Below are 16285 nucleotides of genomic sequence, written 5' to 3' on the forward strand. Positions count from 1 at the left end.
CAGGGTTTGCAATCACAGATCCCGTGCCGGCAATTCAGCTCAGGCAGAGGTAGCACGCCTGGCCGAATCAGCCTCACGCGCCTGGTTCTGCTTGTGCCTGCGCGCAAACAGCAGACGCAACAGGGTGTTCCAGCAGTAACCCACCAGCACCCCTCCGGCGAGTGCCAGGGCTACCTCGAACAACGGGTGCCTTAAAACATGGTCTGCCAGCGACTGGAACTGGAAATGCGTCAGGTAGATAAACAAGGTTGACGATGCGATGACCGCACCCGCCCGTGCGACCAGGGCAGGCACTGGCACCGAGCGGAACCAGATAAGGGCCAGGATTGCTGGCAGGGCGATATCGACATAGCGCGAGAAAGCCTCCCAGCCAACGCCGGCAACCGCCATCAAATCCAGCTCGGCGACCACCAGCACGGCCACCGCGCTGGCTACCCACTTGCGCGCTGTGGTGTCGGCATGGTGCACGGCCATGCCCAGCACCATGACCGCCAGGAAGTGCTGCGGTACCCGGTTGAGCAGCGCACTGGCGTCGAACACGAAGCGGTTGAGCAGCACATCCAGCGCCACCAGCGCACAGGTTGCAATGATCAGGCAGCGGAACGGGTCGGCGAGGACGACCCGACGTACGCGCCTGATCGACAGCACGATACCGATGATCACGATCATCTGTACCAGCACTTCGATGTACCAGTAATTGAACAGGCTCACCTCATTGGCCGGGAACCAGTTGGACACCAGAAGCAGTGATTGCCAGTGCAACCGGTCGAACACCAACTGGATCAGCGCGGTGTACAACAGCGTCGGCACCACAATGGCCGCCAGCGACCTGAGCAGCGTGCGGGCATCTCCGCGTTCGTCGATTGCCTTGAGCTGGAACCGCGCCAGGCTGATGCCGGACACCAGGAACAGCACAGACGTTTCGCCGACGATCAGCCAGTGGTCGAACTCGCTCAGGTGGCCGACCACGATCAGGATGATGGCGAGCATGCGCACGAACACCGGCATTTCCATCGACCGCAACGCGCCTTTGGGGGGCGCACTCAGCTCGGCCAGCTGGCACACCGGCAGCGTTTCCCAGCGCTGCGGCAGGTGGCCGATCAGCTCCTCCAGCACCCGCGAGGCCTGCACGAATGACAACGAGTCGCCCCCCAGTTCGACAAAGCTCAACCTGGCGTCCAGGCGTGGCACCTGCAGAATGCGAGCCCAGGCCGAGCTCAGTTTTTCGGCCAGAGGGGACAAAGGTGGGTGGGCACTGTCGTCAAATGGCGCAGGCAGGGCGCGTTTGTCCACCTTGCCGTTAGGGGTGAGCGGCAGGGCGTCGAGGAACACGAATAGCGCTGGCACCATGTAGTCCGGCAACTGGCGTGTGAGCGCCTGGCGCAGGTCCTCGGCGGGTATGGGTTTTTGCCCAACGCAATAGGCAACCAGCCGGGGCGACGCACTGTCGCGGTTGGCCACCACCACGCATTGGCCGATGAGCGGGTGACGGGTAATGGCGTTCTCGATTTCCGCCAGCTCGATGCGATGGCCACGGATTTTGACCTGGTTGTCACCGCGCCCCAGGAAACTGGCGCTGCCATCGGCCAGGTAGGTGCCCAGGTCACCGGTGCGATAACAGCGGTCGCCTGCGGCGCCGGTGAACGGGTTGGCGATGAACGTGGCCTCGGTCAGCGCCGGGTCGCCCCAGTATCCCTGCGACAGGTAGGGGCTGCGGATCAGGATTTCACCGGTTTCGCCCACGCTGACCAACTGGTTGGTCGAGTCGACCACCAGCAGCTGCGCATTGGCGATGCCTTTGCCCAAGGGCACCCGGGTACTGTCCGAATCAGGGTCGAGGGTATGGAAGGCCATGGCTTGTGGCGTTTCCGTGGTGCCATAGAAGTTCACGTTGACAGCATTGGGCGCAATGGCGCGGATGTGCTGGTACAGCGCCGGGCTGAGCGCATCGCCGCCCCAGAACAGGTAGCGCAGGTGTTCGAGTAGCTGGCCATTCAGGTGTGCGCCGGTTTCGATCAGCTTGCCCAGCGGCGGGGTGAGGTGGATCACGCTCACGCCGTGCTGGTGAATCCAGCCTGCCAGCCGTGCCGGGTCGGTCAGGGTCGACTGGGCGGGGCAGGCGAGGGTTGCGCCAATTGACAGGGGCGTGAACACGTCGCGGTACACCGGGTCATGGCCCAGACCGGAAAGCAGAGAGAAGGTGTCGGCCTGGGTGAAGCCATGCTGGCGCACATGCCAGTCGATGAAATGCACCAGGGGCGCGTGATGGGTAACGATACCCTTGGGTTCACCGGTGCTGCCCGAGGTGAAAGTGATGTAAGCCGGTTGCTCGGGGCTCACACTGGGCAGCGCGACGCAGTGGCAAGGGAAGGCTTGTAGTGCCTCGGCGGTGGTTTCCGGCACCGATATGACAAGGGGGCCGTTGGTATCGACGGATGCCTCGCCACAGCGCAAGACCACAGCCGGCGTCAGTGTGCGGATGATCTGCCCGATGCGCGCGGGCGGGTAGGCGGCGTCGGCCACGGTGAAGGCCAGGCCGGCGCGCAGGCAGCCGAGCATGGCGTACACCAGACCCGCGCCCCGGCTGGCGACGATAACCACACGATCGGCGCCACTGGCAGATTGTTCCAGCAGACAGGCGGCAATGCCCTGGCTGATCTGCGCCAGTTGGGCATAGCTGCAGGTGGTGTGCCGGGCCAGGATGGCGGTGGCATCCGGGCAGCGGCCGGCCTGCTCGAGGAAGGCGCAATGAATCGGCTGGTCGGCACGGTACTCCAGGCACAGCGTCGGGTTCGGGCGCAGGTCCGGCATGATGGGTGAGGGCTCCGCATGAACGTTGGGGCTGGCTGGTAGCACAACGCTAGTGCAGGGTGGCCGATGGCGCCAATGTTCAGCGGGATTGGGCGAGGCTTGTCGACAGTCGGGTGCGCTGTGCGCCCCAATCGCGGCACAAGCCCGCTCTCCTAGAACAGACCATGACTCATTGATCTGGCAGGGACTCTGTGGGAGCCCTGTCCGCTGCGATTTCAGGCCACATCCACCAGCACGATCTCGCTGTCCTCGACGGCGGTGACCCGCAGCACTTCTTCCTGCTCGATCGCCACACCATCGCGCGCCTTGGCCCGCAGCCCATTGATCTCCACCAGCCCCTTGGCCGGCACCAGGTAACCCCGGCGTGCGGCCTCAAAGCGATACTCGGCGGTTTCACCTGCACGCAAGGTGGCAGCTACCAGTCGGGCATCGGTACGAATCTGCAGGCTGTCTTCATCACCGGCACGGCCGCTGGCCAGGGTGACGAAGCCTTCGCCACGCTCGCCTTTGGGGAACGGCCGGCTACCCCACTGCGGTGCTTCACCCGTGCGCTCAGGCACAATCCAGATCTGGAAAATACGCGTGTCGACGTCTTCCAGGTTGTACTCGCTGTGCACGATGCCGCTACCGGCACTCATCACCTGCACGTCACCGGCCTCGGTGCGGCCTTTGTTACCCAGGCTGTCCTGATGGCTGATCGCGCCTTCACGCACATAGGTGATGATTTCCATGTCGCGGTGCGGGTGCGGCGGGAAGCCACTGCCAGCCGCGATCAGGTCGTCGTTCCATACACGCAGGTTGCCCCAGTGCATGCGCTGCGCGTCGTGGTACTCGGCGAACGAGAAATGGTGATGGGCATCGAGCCAGCCGTGGTTGGCGTGGCCAAGGCCTTCGAAGGGTCGCAGTTGCAGCATGATCGTGCTCCTTGAATCAGTGGAATGACGCCATGATGCGCTAAAGAAACATCGAAAATAAGCGTAAATATCGGCTCAAAACAATCATATTGGTCGATATTATTTGTGCAGTGTTTGACTCGCTTCATCGCCTAATCCACTGATCTGCAAGCATTCGCTGGCGATTTTCCGTCGATGCGGCGAACATGCCGGCTGTTTTTGTTTTTCAACGGAGTGACCGTGGCCCACGAGCAACCCCAGGCCCCCGCCGACCTTACGCCGCCTGCACAACTGCCCTGGTTTCGCCGCCTGGCCGCCCGCCTGCTGGGGCGTGGCCTGACCCGCCTGCAAGCCCAGCATCGTGACTCCTGGTTCCTGGGCCACGCCACGGGCCAGCGCACTGGGCATGCCGACGGTGTGCGTGAGGGGTTCGAGCGCGGTCGGCTGGAGGGCTATGAGGCTGGGCGCCAGGTACTGGTGATTCGCGATTCGCGCCCTGACACCGCTGCGGTACCCGGCCGGGACGACAACCTGTTCGACGACTGGCGCCTGCCGCTGACGGCCGAGCTGAAGAAACGCTTCAAGGCCGATGTCGCCCAGCGCCTGCCCGCCGAGGCGCAGCCCAGCGCCGCGCAGTGGAAGCTGATCTTCAGTGACACCCCGTCTACCTGTGTAGTGGCCGGCGCCGGGGCAGGCAAGTCCACGTCGCTGGTGTTACGCATTCTGCTGCTGCGCCATTATCTGGGTTACGAACTGGACGCGATGACCGTGGTCACGTTCACCCGCGAGTCGCGCAAGGACTTCATCAAGCGCCTGCTGCAGGTGTTCGCCCTGTGGCAGATCAACCTGCAGCCGGCACAGGCGCGCGAGCTGGTGCGTACCTTCCATTCACGCATCCTGCCGCTGGTGCGCAGCCTGCCGGGTTTCGGCCAGGTACGCGCATTCGAAACCCTGGGCAACGAGATGCCTGCCGGGCGCGAAGCCGAGGCTGACAGTAACCCGTTCGACTTGCGCCTTAACGATGCCCAGCGCCAGCAACTTAACCAGTGCTACAGCGGCTTGCTGGGCGAGAGCCCGCGTTTTGCCGAGCTGGTAGGCCTGTTGCGCAGCGAAGCCTTGCAGCTGAAACCACTGGACCCGAACAACCCCGACGTACAGAAGCGTGCACAGGTGACCCAATTGGCGGCCCAGCGCGACGAAGAACTGTGCGACGTGATCGAAGACCTGTGGTTCGCCGCCGGCGCCTGGCCGATCAAGGGCATAGAGCCTTGCCGCGAAACCGTGGATATCCGGGGCAGCCGCTTCCATGTGCATGGCCGCCTGGCTGGCCAAGGGCCTCTGGTCGTGCTGGGCTTCGACCCTGCCGAGAGCGCGCAGTACCAGCGCCCCGGGGCCAAGCTGGCAGTGCGTGCCGAGTGGGCGGTCAAGCGCACGCTGTTGCAGGCCTTTTGTGATCGGCCGCTGATCTGGCTCGACAACTACGCCATGGCCCGGCGCCTGGCGGCTTCGCTGGCTGGCGATGCTGTGGCCGGCCCCGGGTTCGAGTACAAGGTCAAGGGTGAACTGGCCCCGGCGCCGTTGCTGGATGCCTTTGTCGGTGCGGCCAACTTCATCGAGAACCTTGGCCTGGACGTGAACAACGCGGTGGCGGCAATGAGCTTTCCTTCCGGCGACAGCGATGCCTTGTTCTTCGAGGCCCTGGCGCTGTACTGGAAGGCACTGGAGGCACACCTGCTGGACCAGTCGCCGCCGGTGATGAGCTACAACCGCATGTTCGCCCTGTTCGGCGAGAACAACCCGGAAAACCTTCAACTGCTGCCCGACCCGTTGTTGCGGCCTTTGGCTCACCTGATGATCGATGAGTTCCAGGACGTGTCGCCGCAGATCGTCAGCTGGTTGCGTGCCAGCCTTGCAGAAATCCGCCGGCGTGGCCCCGCCATGCACACCGGGCGCCATGCACAGCACTCGTCATTGCTTTGTGTGGGTGACGACTGGCAGTCGATCTATGGCTGGCGTGGCAGTTCGCCCAAGTATTTCATGGAGTTCAGCAAAGCCTTCCCGTCACCGGCCAGCACGCGGGTGATGCTGGTCGACAACTACCGCTGCCAGCAGCAGGTGATCGACGCGGCTGAGCACCTGGTCAAAGGGACCCCGGCAATTGCCGGCAAGAAAGCCCGCGCCAGCGGCCCGGCAGCCGGCTTGCCCTGCTCGCCGGTCAAGGTGTTCGACCGTGATGAGGCTGCCCTGGGCGAGACGCTGATCGAGCACTACCAACGGGGCGAGACGGTCATGATGCTGTACCGCAAGGGCAGTGACAGGGCCTTGATGAGCGAGCACCTGCAAAGCGTGCTGCACGCCGAGGCCGCATTGCCGGCCGAGCAGCGCCGGCTGCGACAGCTGACTTACCACAGTGCCAAGGGCTTGCAGGCCGATGCGGTGTTCATGTTGGGCGACTGCCATTACCTGACCAGCTCGCCTTACAAGAACCAGGTGTATCGCCAGGCCGGTCTGGGCAAGGCCGGTGACGCCCAGCCGTTCGATACGGCGCAGAAGGACGAAGTGCAACGCCTGGCCTACGTGGCGGTGACGCGCGCAGTGCAGCACTGCTATTGGCATGTCGAGGCCGCCAATGGTGATGCGGCCGCTGCCCCGCGGGCGTCCAGCCAGGTGGATGGCAGGCAGGCCTTTTTCGAAGACCTGCGTGGGCAGTAGGCCAAAGCCTAAGCACTCCTGGGCCTGCTTTGCAGCCCCTCGCGGGCACGCCCGGTCCCACAGCTTCCCAAATGTGCAGTCCCTGTGGGAGCGGGCGTGCCCGCGAAGGGCCGCAAAGCGGCCCCAAATGGCGTGACTGAGAGGCTTCAGGTGAACCTGTTCAAATGAGAGGCTCAGCGGTTCGGGTCTTGCGCGTGGGTCAGCGTTTCGAACAATGCCTCGCGCTGCTGGTCACGCCCGGCATTCAGGCGCCGACTGGCCAGGTCGTAAGCCTGGCTACCCAAGTCCATCCTGTGCAATTGACCGTTTACATCCAGCGGTGGCGCGGGCAGTACCTCGGTGAGGGTTTGCAGCACCGCGCCATCCAATAAGGTGACGGCTTCGCTTTCGCCATCCAGGCAATAATCCAGGTACTGCATGCCGTGGTACCAACGCTCATCCAGCGCGGCGAAGCGGCTGGCGAAGCGCTGGGCAAGGTAGCGTTGCCAGCTGGGCTGCCGGGCAACCCAGGCCCTGCGTTCGGCAACAGTATCGTCGAGCTGCAGGACAGCGCGTTCGACATTGCTGGCCACACGTGCCGAGATCATCGCTTCTTGGCGATACAGCATGCCTTGGCTGGTTTCCGGGAAATTGAGCGGTTCTGCCAGTGACTGGCGCAAGGCCAGGCGTATTTCGATCAGGTCAGTGCCGCCGGTGAGCAGGGCGTCGTCACTCAGTTCGTCCAGGGGGTCCAGTTCAGGTACGTCAAGCCTTGCGGGCTGAGCCTGGGCGGGCAGCCGTTCCAGCTCCAGCAGGCGCGCCTGGCGGGCCAGGCGGGCAAGCTGAATCCGTTCGGCCAGCGCGTTGACCATTTCGCGGCGATAGAGGTTTCTGAAAAAGGTGAACAGGTAGGCAGGGCGCTCCGCTTCCTCGGCCACTTGCCTGAACACCTGGGCTTCGAGCTCCAGGGCACTGAATGCATCGGTGCCGGCGTCGCCACAGGTAGGTGGGTAATCTTGCGCGACATTGTCCAGATGGGTGCGCAACGCCTCGTCACGTCCGGCCTGTTCAAGCAGCTGCCAAACCTGCTGGGTCAGCGCTCGCAGGTTGCGCTCGGCTTGCTGCGAGCGTGCCACGCGTTCGACCACTTCGCGCAAATGGCGGTTTGCATCACCCTCGAACAGCGCGTCCCAGAGCTGCGCCTGTTCCGGGCTGGCATCCACCAGCCAGAAGTCCTCGCTGATATCCGACAGCTGATCGGCGCCGTGCACTTCGACCCCTGCCGTGCGCAGCCGGCGGTTGCTGGCGGCATCCAGGTTGTTTTCATTGAAGTCCCAGAAGCTATCGCGTCCAGGCGTACGCAAGGCTTCGGCAAAGGGGCTGGCCAGTACCTGATCGAGGTCCGGCACCTCGCCGATCGGGTTGTAGCTCAGGCTGAGGTGACGCAATTGCGGGGCGGTCGGCGTCATCAGCGAGGTGAGGCCACGTGGCCATTCACGCAGGCCGCAGTTGCGCAGTTGCAGGTTGGCCAGGAATGTCAGGCCGGTCACGTCAGGCGCCTGCCCCAGCGGGTTGTTGGTCAGGCGCAGATGGCGCAGGCTGCGCAGGTCGGCGAAACGCGCTGCCACGCCTTCACTCAATGCAATGTGGTTGTTCTCCAGGTCAAGGTATTCGAGGGGTAACCGTGCAAGGGTCTGCAGGTCGGCTTCGGCCAGCTGCAACCTGTTCAGACGCAAGCTCAGCCGGCGCAGGCGGGTAAGGCCACCCAGCCGGTGACGCATTACCTCAGTCAGGCTGTTCAACTGGTTGTTGCCCAGATCCAGTACTTCGAGTTGCGGGGTGGCCGCCAGTGCCTGGAACAGCCCTTCGAAGTCGAGTTCTGGGTTTTGCGTCAGGCGCAGGACGCGCAGCGAGGGGAAGCTCTGGAAAAAGTCTGACGGTATCTGGCGGATGCCAATGGCGCGGATGTTCAAGGTGGTGATGTGATCGAAGCGCGCTGGCAGTGATGGCAGGGTGTCGAGTTCCAGGTCTTGCAGTGTCAGGCTGTACGGGTCGTCACGGCGCCAGGCGGCATTGAACAGTTCACGCACCACGGTGCGCGCGTTGCGCTGGCTTTCACCGCCTTGGTTCGCCCAGTCACGCAGCGAGTCGTCAAGGGTGTCGCGCTCGATTTCCAGTGCCCTGAGCTGTGCCGAGACGCTACCGCGCTGGCGTAGCTGGCCCCGCAAGGTATTGCGTGCGCTTGCGTTCAGGCCGGGGTAGAGCGCACGCAAACGTCGATCTGCAGTATTGGGCCAAGGCAGCCTCCCGCTGAGTGGGTAGCCAACGCGCCCATCGGCCAGGCGCATTGGCGAACGGTAACCAGGCCTGATGGGCTGTTGCCCGATCAGGCTGGCCGCATGCCCCCGGTCGGCGATGGCCACGTGATACCGTTGGCGCGCATCGAGATCAGGGTGTTCTGCTTGCAGCGCAAGGTCCAGTACCTCACTGTCGGCGGTGGCCAGATCAGTGCGATACAGCCCCAGCAAGGCCCTGCTCAGGCGGGTGTGTGCCTGCAGGGCCCGGGCCTCTTCGGCAACGCGCAAGGGCACCCTGCCTTGGGCCATCAGCAGGCGTTCACGGGCACAGGTCCTGGCCATGATCTGCTCGATGGCATGCTGCGGCAGGCCCGGGAATTGCCTGTTCAGAGGCCCGGCCTCTTCGGGCATGCCGGGCTGGTTTGGGGCTTTCAATCGCTCAAGTACGTCGGACAGCAAGGCGGGCGGATGCTGTGCGGCCACCTGGGTGTGGCGCAGTTCATCACCTTGCACCCCTGAGCACTCCAGCGCGGCCTGCAACTCGCTGTCAGTCAGGCCCTCACTGATCGGCCCCAAACGTCGCAAGAGCTGCAGGTCATCCCACTCCAGAGGCACTTCGTGTGCCGCGCGCCACGCGCCTGCGGCATTGTCCCGAATCACTGGCCGATAGGCCTGCGGGTCTTGCGGGTGGGGGATCCGCCATTGGCCGCGTTCCTGCAACTGTTCGTACACAACACCCTCGATACGTATGTAGTGACGCCCGTCAACCGTGTAACGGCCCTGCACATCGGGTTCAAGGTCTTCGCCAATCGACACGGGGCTTGCATGGTCCTTCAGCGTGGCGTTCCACAGGTAGTCCTTGCCATCCTTGACGATGCTCTGCATGGCGTCGACAAAGCCGGAAGCCTTCAGCGCCACGGCACCGCCACCTACGGCAGCGACCGTGACAATGTTCAGCAGCACCGACTCAAGCTGGGCTGCAGCCTCTTCATTGTCACCTTCCTCCCAGGCCGAGATGCCCTCGAATACACTGCCCATGATTTGCGCGGCGCCGAGGGTCAACATGATCGGGTTCAGGCATGGCACGACCATCGCTGCGACATTCAGCACGGTCATACCCAGGTCCAGCCAGTATTCGATGTTCTGCAAGCGTACCCTGGCGTCAACATCTTCGGTGGGAACCGCGACCCTGCGAGCATCCGCTCTCAGGCGCGCAAGGTGGCTGGACTCCAGTAGGCCCCAAGGGGCATCGGGCAAGCTTCTGTCGATGGATTCCAGGTGTACCGACTTGCGGGGTTTCAGCTGCGCCCCTTCTTCCTGGTCGGCGTTGCTGTAGAGGGCGCGCTCGAGCCGCTTGCTCAAGGTAGCCTGCTGTGACTGCAATGCCAGGGCGACGAAGCGCTTGCGGTAGTCGTCCTGCATCAGCTGTTGGCGCAAATACTTGCGTGCTTCGCCCAGCGAGGCGAACTCCCTGAGCGCATCGACATCCATCGGGTTGTAGAGAAATACCGGGTCGTGCTTGCGGTTTTGCAGGGGGGCAATGAACAACAGCTCATGGATCGGGATGCCAAACAGCTGCAACTGCCAGCAACGCAGGGGACGCCCTTGATAGGTGGGGTCGGCGCGTTCGGCACACAGGCCATGCAACGCGAGAGCGCCGGGCGCGCTGAGGTGGCCTTTGCAGCCAGCGATGCGGGTTTGCACACGAAACTCGTCACGCCGTGCGTTGATGGCCAGCGCTTGCAGTTCGGTTCTGTTTGGCCCGGCGAAGATTTGGTCAAGGTGCAGCTGGTAGCGCTGACCCAGGTTAAGCGCCCGGCATTGCTCAATGAAGCCTGTCAACGTCAGACCAGCCATGGCCCTGATGTCCTGCCGGCTGTGCTGCAGGCGACTGAACCGCGTGGTGTCGGCAGTGCCTTCGAAGTTGTGCAGGGCCGCTTCGAGCAGGCTGCGGTACTGCGGGGCCCCCTTGGAAACGATCTCGCCCTGCTCATGGGGCACTGCCGGGCCCGTGGGCAGCCCGACGGGTTGCTTGACCGTGGTCGCTTGATAAACGTATTGCGCCTGGGTGACCGGGGTGTCGATGTTCAGCTGCTTTTGCAGCAAAGGGGCGCAGAACTCGGTGACGCCCTGCAAGTTGCCGAGCGCTGCCTGCAAGGCCCTGCTGCTTGCATCGCGTTTGGCGATGGCGCGCTGCAGGGCTTGGCGGGTAGCTTCGTCTGCCTGTTGATACCAGGCGTAGGTATTGCCCTGGCCGTCCTGGTAGTCCTTGTGCAAGCGCGCCGTGATCTGGCGGGCATGCTCGCCATGCAATGCCTTGCTCCAGCCGGGCAGGGTACGCGCCATTTGCGCGTGGTGATAAGGGGTGTGGCTCATGTCGGCACTCCGTGTACGGGAGCCGCTATGGGGCCGCATACGCGGGCGCACTGTGCGGTAGATAATTGCCTGCCCAGGGCGCTCATGCGTATGCGGGTGTTGCGTGCGTTCTGTCAGGCAGGTGGCCGGCAGGCCTTACTTGAAGGCTTGCGCGGCCAATGACTGCGGGTTAACTGCCCATTGTCTGCGTCTGGCGGGTGAGGCTTGTCAGCAGGCCGTGTTCCACCTGCTGCTGCTCGGCAGTCAGCAAGTCCACGCCTTGACGGTACTGCTGCTCGGTGATCGCCACGCGATGCAGAACACCCCGAGCATCCAAGGGGTTTTCCGGCATGACGCTGGTCAATGCTCGTCGCACAGAGTTGTCCAGGGACGTTACCGGGTCGGCGGTTTCATCCAGGCAGTAGTAGAGGTAGTCCAGGCCTGGCCGCCAAAAATCGGTTATCAGGCTGAACTGTGCCGCATGTTCCCGTTTCAGGTACTCCACCCAGCCCGGCTGCTGGTTCAACCATTGCTCCCGGGCTGTGGCGTCTGTATCAAGTGCCACGACTGCTGCTTTCACACGGTTGATGATTGTCTGGTTGACCCTGGCCGTGTCGCGATACAGCATGCCTCGGCTCGGCTCAGGGTAATCCAGCGCAGTCGCCAAGGACTGGCGCAAGGCCAGGCGCAGCTCGATATCGTCCACCAGGCCCGTTTCAAGGTCGATGTCTGGAAAGGCTGAGGGGTCGTCGAGCTCGTCGTATGGGGGGAGGTCGCCGTTAAAGACGCCATCGAGCAGTGCCTGTTTGCGCACGGACCTTTTCAAGCTGATACGGTCGGCCAGTTGGTTGACCTGATCGCGTCGATACAACTTGCAATACAGGTTCAGCAGATCGGCCGCTCGGCTACCGGCCTGGCCTGCAGCTTCGTGGGCCAGCACTTCTATCTCCAAGGCACTGAAAGCGTCGGCACCTGCATCGCCACAGGTTGGCGGGAAATCGCCGGCCACTGTGGCCAGGCGTTCGCGCAGCACGGTGTCCTGGGCAGCGTTCTCCAGCAAGCTCCAGACACGCTCCCTCAACGCCACGGCATCGCGCCGCGCTTCTGCCGACTGGGCAAGCCGCTCCAGCACCCCAAGCACCGCCGCATTCTCACCTTGGTCGAACAGGTCGCGCCACAGTTGCTCTTCGGCACTGCTCGCCTGGCCACGGTACAGGCCTTGCCACTGCGGCATGTCGCCTGCGTGCTCGAATACGTTGACGCCACTGCTGCCCAGGCGTGCGCGTGTTTGGGCTTCCAAGGTGTTGTAGTTGAACAGCCAGCGGCGCTCCGGCAAGCGCGCCGCGACATCGCGGGCGAACGGGGTTCGCAGCACGCCTGGCAAATCTGTCAGGGTACGAATGCGGTTGAAGGAGAGGTTCAGATAGCGCAGCTGATACTGCGGCTGGCTCATCAGGATTGTCAGGCTGTCCGGCCACTGCTGCAGTTGGCAACCCTCGAGGTCCAGATGGCTCAGGCGGGCCATGAAGCGCAGGTCTGGCGCCAGCCGCAGGGGGTTGCCCGACAGGTGCAGCACCCTGGGGTGGATCATGTCCTGAAACTGGGCGGCCAGGCTTTCATCAAGTGTGATCTGGTTGCTGCTCAGGCCAAGTCCATCCAGGGGTAAACGCGTCAGGAAGGCCAGGCTGGCAGTATCGAGCCGTAGCCGATTACGGCTGAGGATCAGTACCCTCAGGCCGGGCATCGCCCCGATGGCCTGTAGGGCAGTGGCTGAAAGGCTGGTCAAGCCATTGTCTGTCAGGGCCAGTTCGCGTAGCCGTGGCACAGACTTGAGTGCCTCGAACAATGTTTCGGCGTCCATATCCGGGTTGCCGATGATTTCCAGGGTTTCCAGGTTAGGGAAGTTTGGCAAAAAACCGCTTTCCAGGCGCCGCATCTGCAGCCCATCAACTACCAGTTGCCGGATATGCGGCATAGGGGCAGTGAACGGTGGCAGCGCTTCCATGTGCATATGGTTCAGCACAAGTGCTGCGCGTTGCGTGCCGCCTTCTCGGCGCGAAGCACTCAGCAGTCGCGCCGTGCACCGCTGCCGATCAAAGCGTTCGTCAAGGGTGGCTGAGGTGTTAATCCAGCGATTGAGATCTCGGTTGAGGGTGCGTTGCTCTACTTCAAGCCGACTGATCACGCTGCCCAGGTCGCCTCCCAAGGCAAGTTCGGTTTGCAGTGCGCTGATCTGCTGGCCGCTGAGCTCGGGGTACAGTGCCCGAAGCCGGCGCGCGGCTGGCAAGGCGCGCCCTTGGGAGCCTCGGCCGCTCAGGGGATAGCCAAGCTGGCCGCTGGCCAATCGCAAGGGGGAGCGGAATCTGGGGTTGATCGGTTGCTGGCCGAGCAGTGAGGCGCAGTGCTGGCGATCGCCCAGGGCGAGTTGCAGCAACTGGGCCGAGTCGGCCTGTGGGTGCTCAGCTTGCAGCGCTTGTATCAGGCGCTGGCTGTCGTCATTAGCCAGGCTGGGCCTGAAGATGCCAAGGATGGCGCGGTCAAGCCGCCCCCGTGCTTGCAGAAGGCGGGCTTCCTCGGCAATGCGAAGAGGCACACGTCCGTTTGCCAGGCGTTCCTGCTCCACGGTGCTGATGTTGGCCAGCAATGCTTCGAGCGCGCTGTCCGGCAGGCCGGGAAACTGCCGGGCGAGAGGTTGTACGGTGGGGGGGAGGGTGGGCCGGTGACTTTGTTGCAGGCTGCTCAACAGAGCCCCACGATGTTGTTCAAGGCGTTGTGCGAGTTTATGGTTCAGGGTAGATGATCTGTGCTCGGTCGGCGTGTCACCGAGCAACTGCAGAATGGCTTCTTCATCCAGCTGAGCCAACACGGTCTGGCTCAGCTGGCCATTGTCCAGATCACTACGGGTAACCTCGATTTCTACCTGGCCAACCGTGTCGATAGCGCCGTAGCGCACCGATTCGCCCCAAGGTTCTGGCCCTTGGTAAACCTTGATCACGTTCCCCTCAGGCCAGCCCGGCAGGCGCAGCAACTCGGGTAAGGCAAAGTTCTCGTGCGCAGCCAGCGGTAGCCCATGGCGTACGCGGGTGATGATGTGTTGTGCCTGGTTATCCAGTTGCAGGCGCAGTAGCGTGTCGAGCAACAAGGCAGGTGGACGCACGCCGGCAGCGTGGGTGCGGCGCAACACGGTTTGATCAGTACCGGTAATGCGCATGGCGTTTTCCAGTTCGCTGTCGTCCAGGCCTGTGCTATAGCTGCCGAGGCGGCGCATGAGTTGTGCGCCGTCCCATTCCAGAGGCTGTTCATGCGCCAGTTGCCAGCGAGCGTTACCATGATGCAGCAGGGGTGGGGCATAGGCCTGCGCGTCATCGGGGTGGCGAACGCGCCATTGTTGTGCTGCGTCCTGAAACACTTCGTACAGCGTGCCGTCCAGTTTGAGAAAGGTCTTCCCACCGACGTGCACATGGCCGAGCGAATCGGGTTGAGCCTGATCAGGGATGGGCGCTGTGCTCGCGTATGGCTTCATGTCGGGGTGCCAGAGCACTTCTTTGTCTTCATGCCACACACTGGTCAGCGCATCGACAAAGCCTGATGCCTGGACGATCTTGGCACCCGTGGCAAAGCCGGCAATCACTGCCGCATTGACGGCCAACGATTCCAGTTGCGCCAGTGCTTGCCGGGTATCACCTTCTTCCCACGCCTCGAACCCGGTGAACACCGAGCTCATCAGATCGTATGCGCAAACGCCCAGCATGACCGTGTTCAACCCCGGCACAAAAAAGGCGGCGACGTTGAGTACATTCATACCCCAATCGAGCCAGTGCTTCAGGCGCTTGTCACGGGCTCTGGCGTCGACCTCGGCGGTAGGGACTGCAATGGTTTTTGCGTCGGCCTTCATGCGCGCAAGGTGTGCGTTGTACAAGGTCGTCCAAGGGTCGGTTCGGATGGGCGAGGGCGTGAAACGGAGGACGGGGGTGCTTCTGGGTGTGCGTCTGCCGGCTTCATCCTGTTCGAACAGCGCATGTTCCAGTGCTTCGGCCAGTTCCTTTTGCCTGTCCTTGTAGGCGCATTGCACCAGGGCTCGGCGAAACCCGCTTTGCAATAGCCGGCTGCGCAGGTGCTTGCCCGCGTCCTGACGAGAAGCATATTCCCTTACCGGGTGCTCGCTGTCGCCAGGTATGTACACGATACAGGGGTTTTGCCGGTCCGGATCGTCTGGCCCCATGAACAGCACGTCGTGAACGGGGATCTCGAACAGGCTGAAGTTCCAGCAATGCAATGGCTGGTTTTCATAGGTGGGCTGAGGCTGGCCGTTGCACAGTTGCATAAGCGCCTCGAGCCCAGGTCTGCTCAACAGGCCTTTGAGCTTTGCCATCAGTGCCTGGACCCTGAGGGATTCGCGATTTGCTGCTATCGACAGGTGCTGGATTTCGGCGCGATTGGCGCCTTCGTGGGTGGCAAGCAAATGCGCTTGATAGCGTTCGCCAAGGTCCAGCGCCCGACAATGGTTGACGAAGTCCGCCATCGTCAGGCCAGGCAGGGGCGTATCGCTGCCAGCAGCGCTGGTGAGCCTGCTGTAAGCACCGACTTCGTCCAGGCCCTCGAAGTTGTGCAGGGCAGCCTCCAGCAAACTGCGGGTTTGCGGCTCGCCCACGGGGCGAGTGGCAAGGACGTCCACCTCAAGGTCCGGGACCAAGGGCGTTTCTACAGCGGGTACGCCGACCCAGATGTTGGCTGTGGGTTCGAAGGGCTGGAAGACATATTGCGCCCTGTCTACGGGCACGCTTACCTGCAACTGCCGGGTCAGCAGAGGGGTACAGAAGTCGATGATGTCCTTGAAACCCGCCAAGGCCTGCCGGACTTGCGCCAGGTATTTGTTCCGCGTTTCGATAGCGCTGTGCAACTGCTCACGCGCTTGCTCATCGGCAGTGGCGTACCACGAGTAAGGGGTGCCATCTTCAGCCAGGTATTCCTTGCGCAGGCTTTGCAGCACGGTATGCGTATGCGCGGGGTGCAGCGCCTTGCTCCATTTCGGCAGTGTTCGGGTTATCTGGCTTTGATGTAAGGGCGTGGGGTGGGTCATGGCAACGATCTCTTGCGTTGGGGGGTGAATAGTCCACGCTGATGAAGGCGCCATGGTGCGGTAGATAGATGTCGGCACCGGTCGGTCCTGCGCATGCACGGGTCGGTGAGGGGCTAGCAGCGAGGGGGCATCTGCGAGAGGGTGAAGCAGGCCATGGC

General features: G+C 63.0%; 5 protein-coding genes. 1 reads left to right on the forward strand and 4 read right to left on the reverse strand.

Annotated features, from left to right (window positions below; all coding sequences use genetic code 11):
* Positions 1-39: 39 nt before the first annotated feature.
* Together OZ911_RS10615 and OZ911_RS10620 are read right to left on the reverse strand one after the other, a co-directional pair.
* The gene (locus tag OZ911_RS10615; RefSeq protein WP_070086550.1) at positions 40-2811 is read right to left on the reverse strand and encodes an amino acid adenylation domain-containing protein; all 2772 of its coding nucleotides are present in this window, start codon (positions 2809-2811) and stop codon (positions 40-42) included.
* A 215-nt stretch (positions 2812-3026) separates the two neighbouring features.
* Positions 3027-3725, reverse strand: a complete 699-nt coding sequence (locus tag OZ911_RS10620) for a pirin family protein (RefSeq protein ID WP_016486065.1) — start codon at positions 3723-3725, stop codon at positions 3027-3029.
* A 174-nt stretch (positions 3726-3899) separates the two neighbouring features.
* On the opposite strand from OZ911_RS10620, the gene OZ911_RS10625 reads away from it, so the two are divergent.
* On the forward strand, positions 3900-6416 hold the full coding sequence (locus OZ911_RS10625; protein ID WP_060516365.1) for a UvrD-helicase domain-containing protein: 2517 nt from the start codon (positions 3900-3902) through the stop codon (positions 6414-6416).
* Positions 6417-6589: 173 nt separating this feature from the next.
* Here OZ911_RS10625 and OZ911_RS10630 read toward each other — a convergent pair whose 3' ends face one another.
* Both OZ911_RS10630 and OZ911_RS10635 read right to left on the reverse strand, forming a co-directional pair.
* Positions 6590-11068 carry a dermonecrotic toxin domain-containing protein gene (locus tag OZ911_RS10630; protein ID WP_023048952.1) on the reverse strand — a complete coding sequence of 1493 codons (4479 nt, stop codon included), beginning with the start codon at positions 11066-11068 and terminating at the stop codon, positions 6590-6592.
* 169 nt (positions 11069-11237) lie between these two features.
* Positions 11238-16127, reverse strand: coding sequence for an NEL-type E3 ubiquitin ligase domain-containing protein (locus OZ911_RS10635; protein WP_311124161.1), 4890 nt, complete (start codon positions 16125-16127; stop codon positions 11238-11240).
* Between the last annotated feature and the right edge of the window lie 158 nt (positions 16128-16285).

It is taken from the genome of Pseudomonas fortuita (genome assembly GCF_026898135.2).
Classification (GTDB): domain Bacteria; phylum Pseudomonadota; class Gammaproteobacteria; order Pseudomonadales; family Pseudomonadaceae; genus Aquipseudomonas; species Aquipseudomonas fortuita.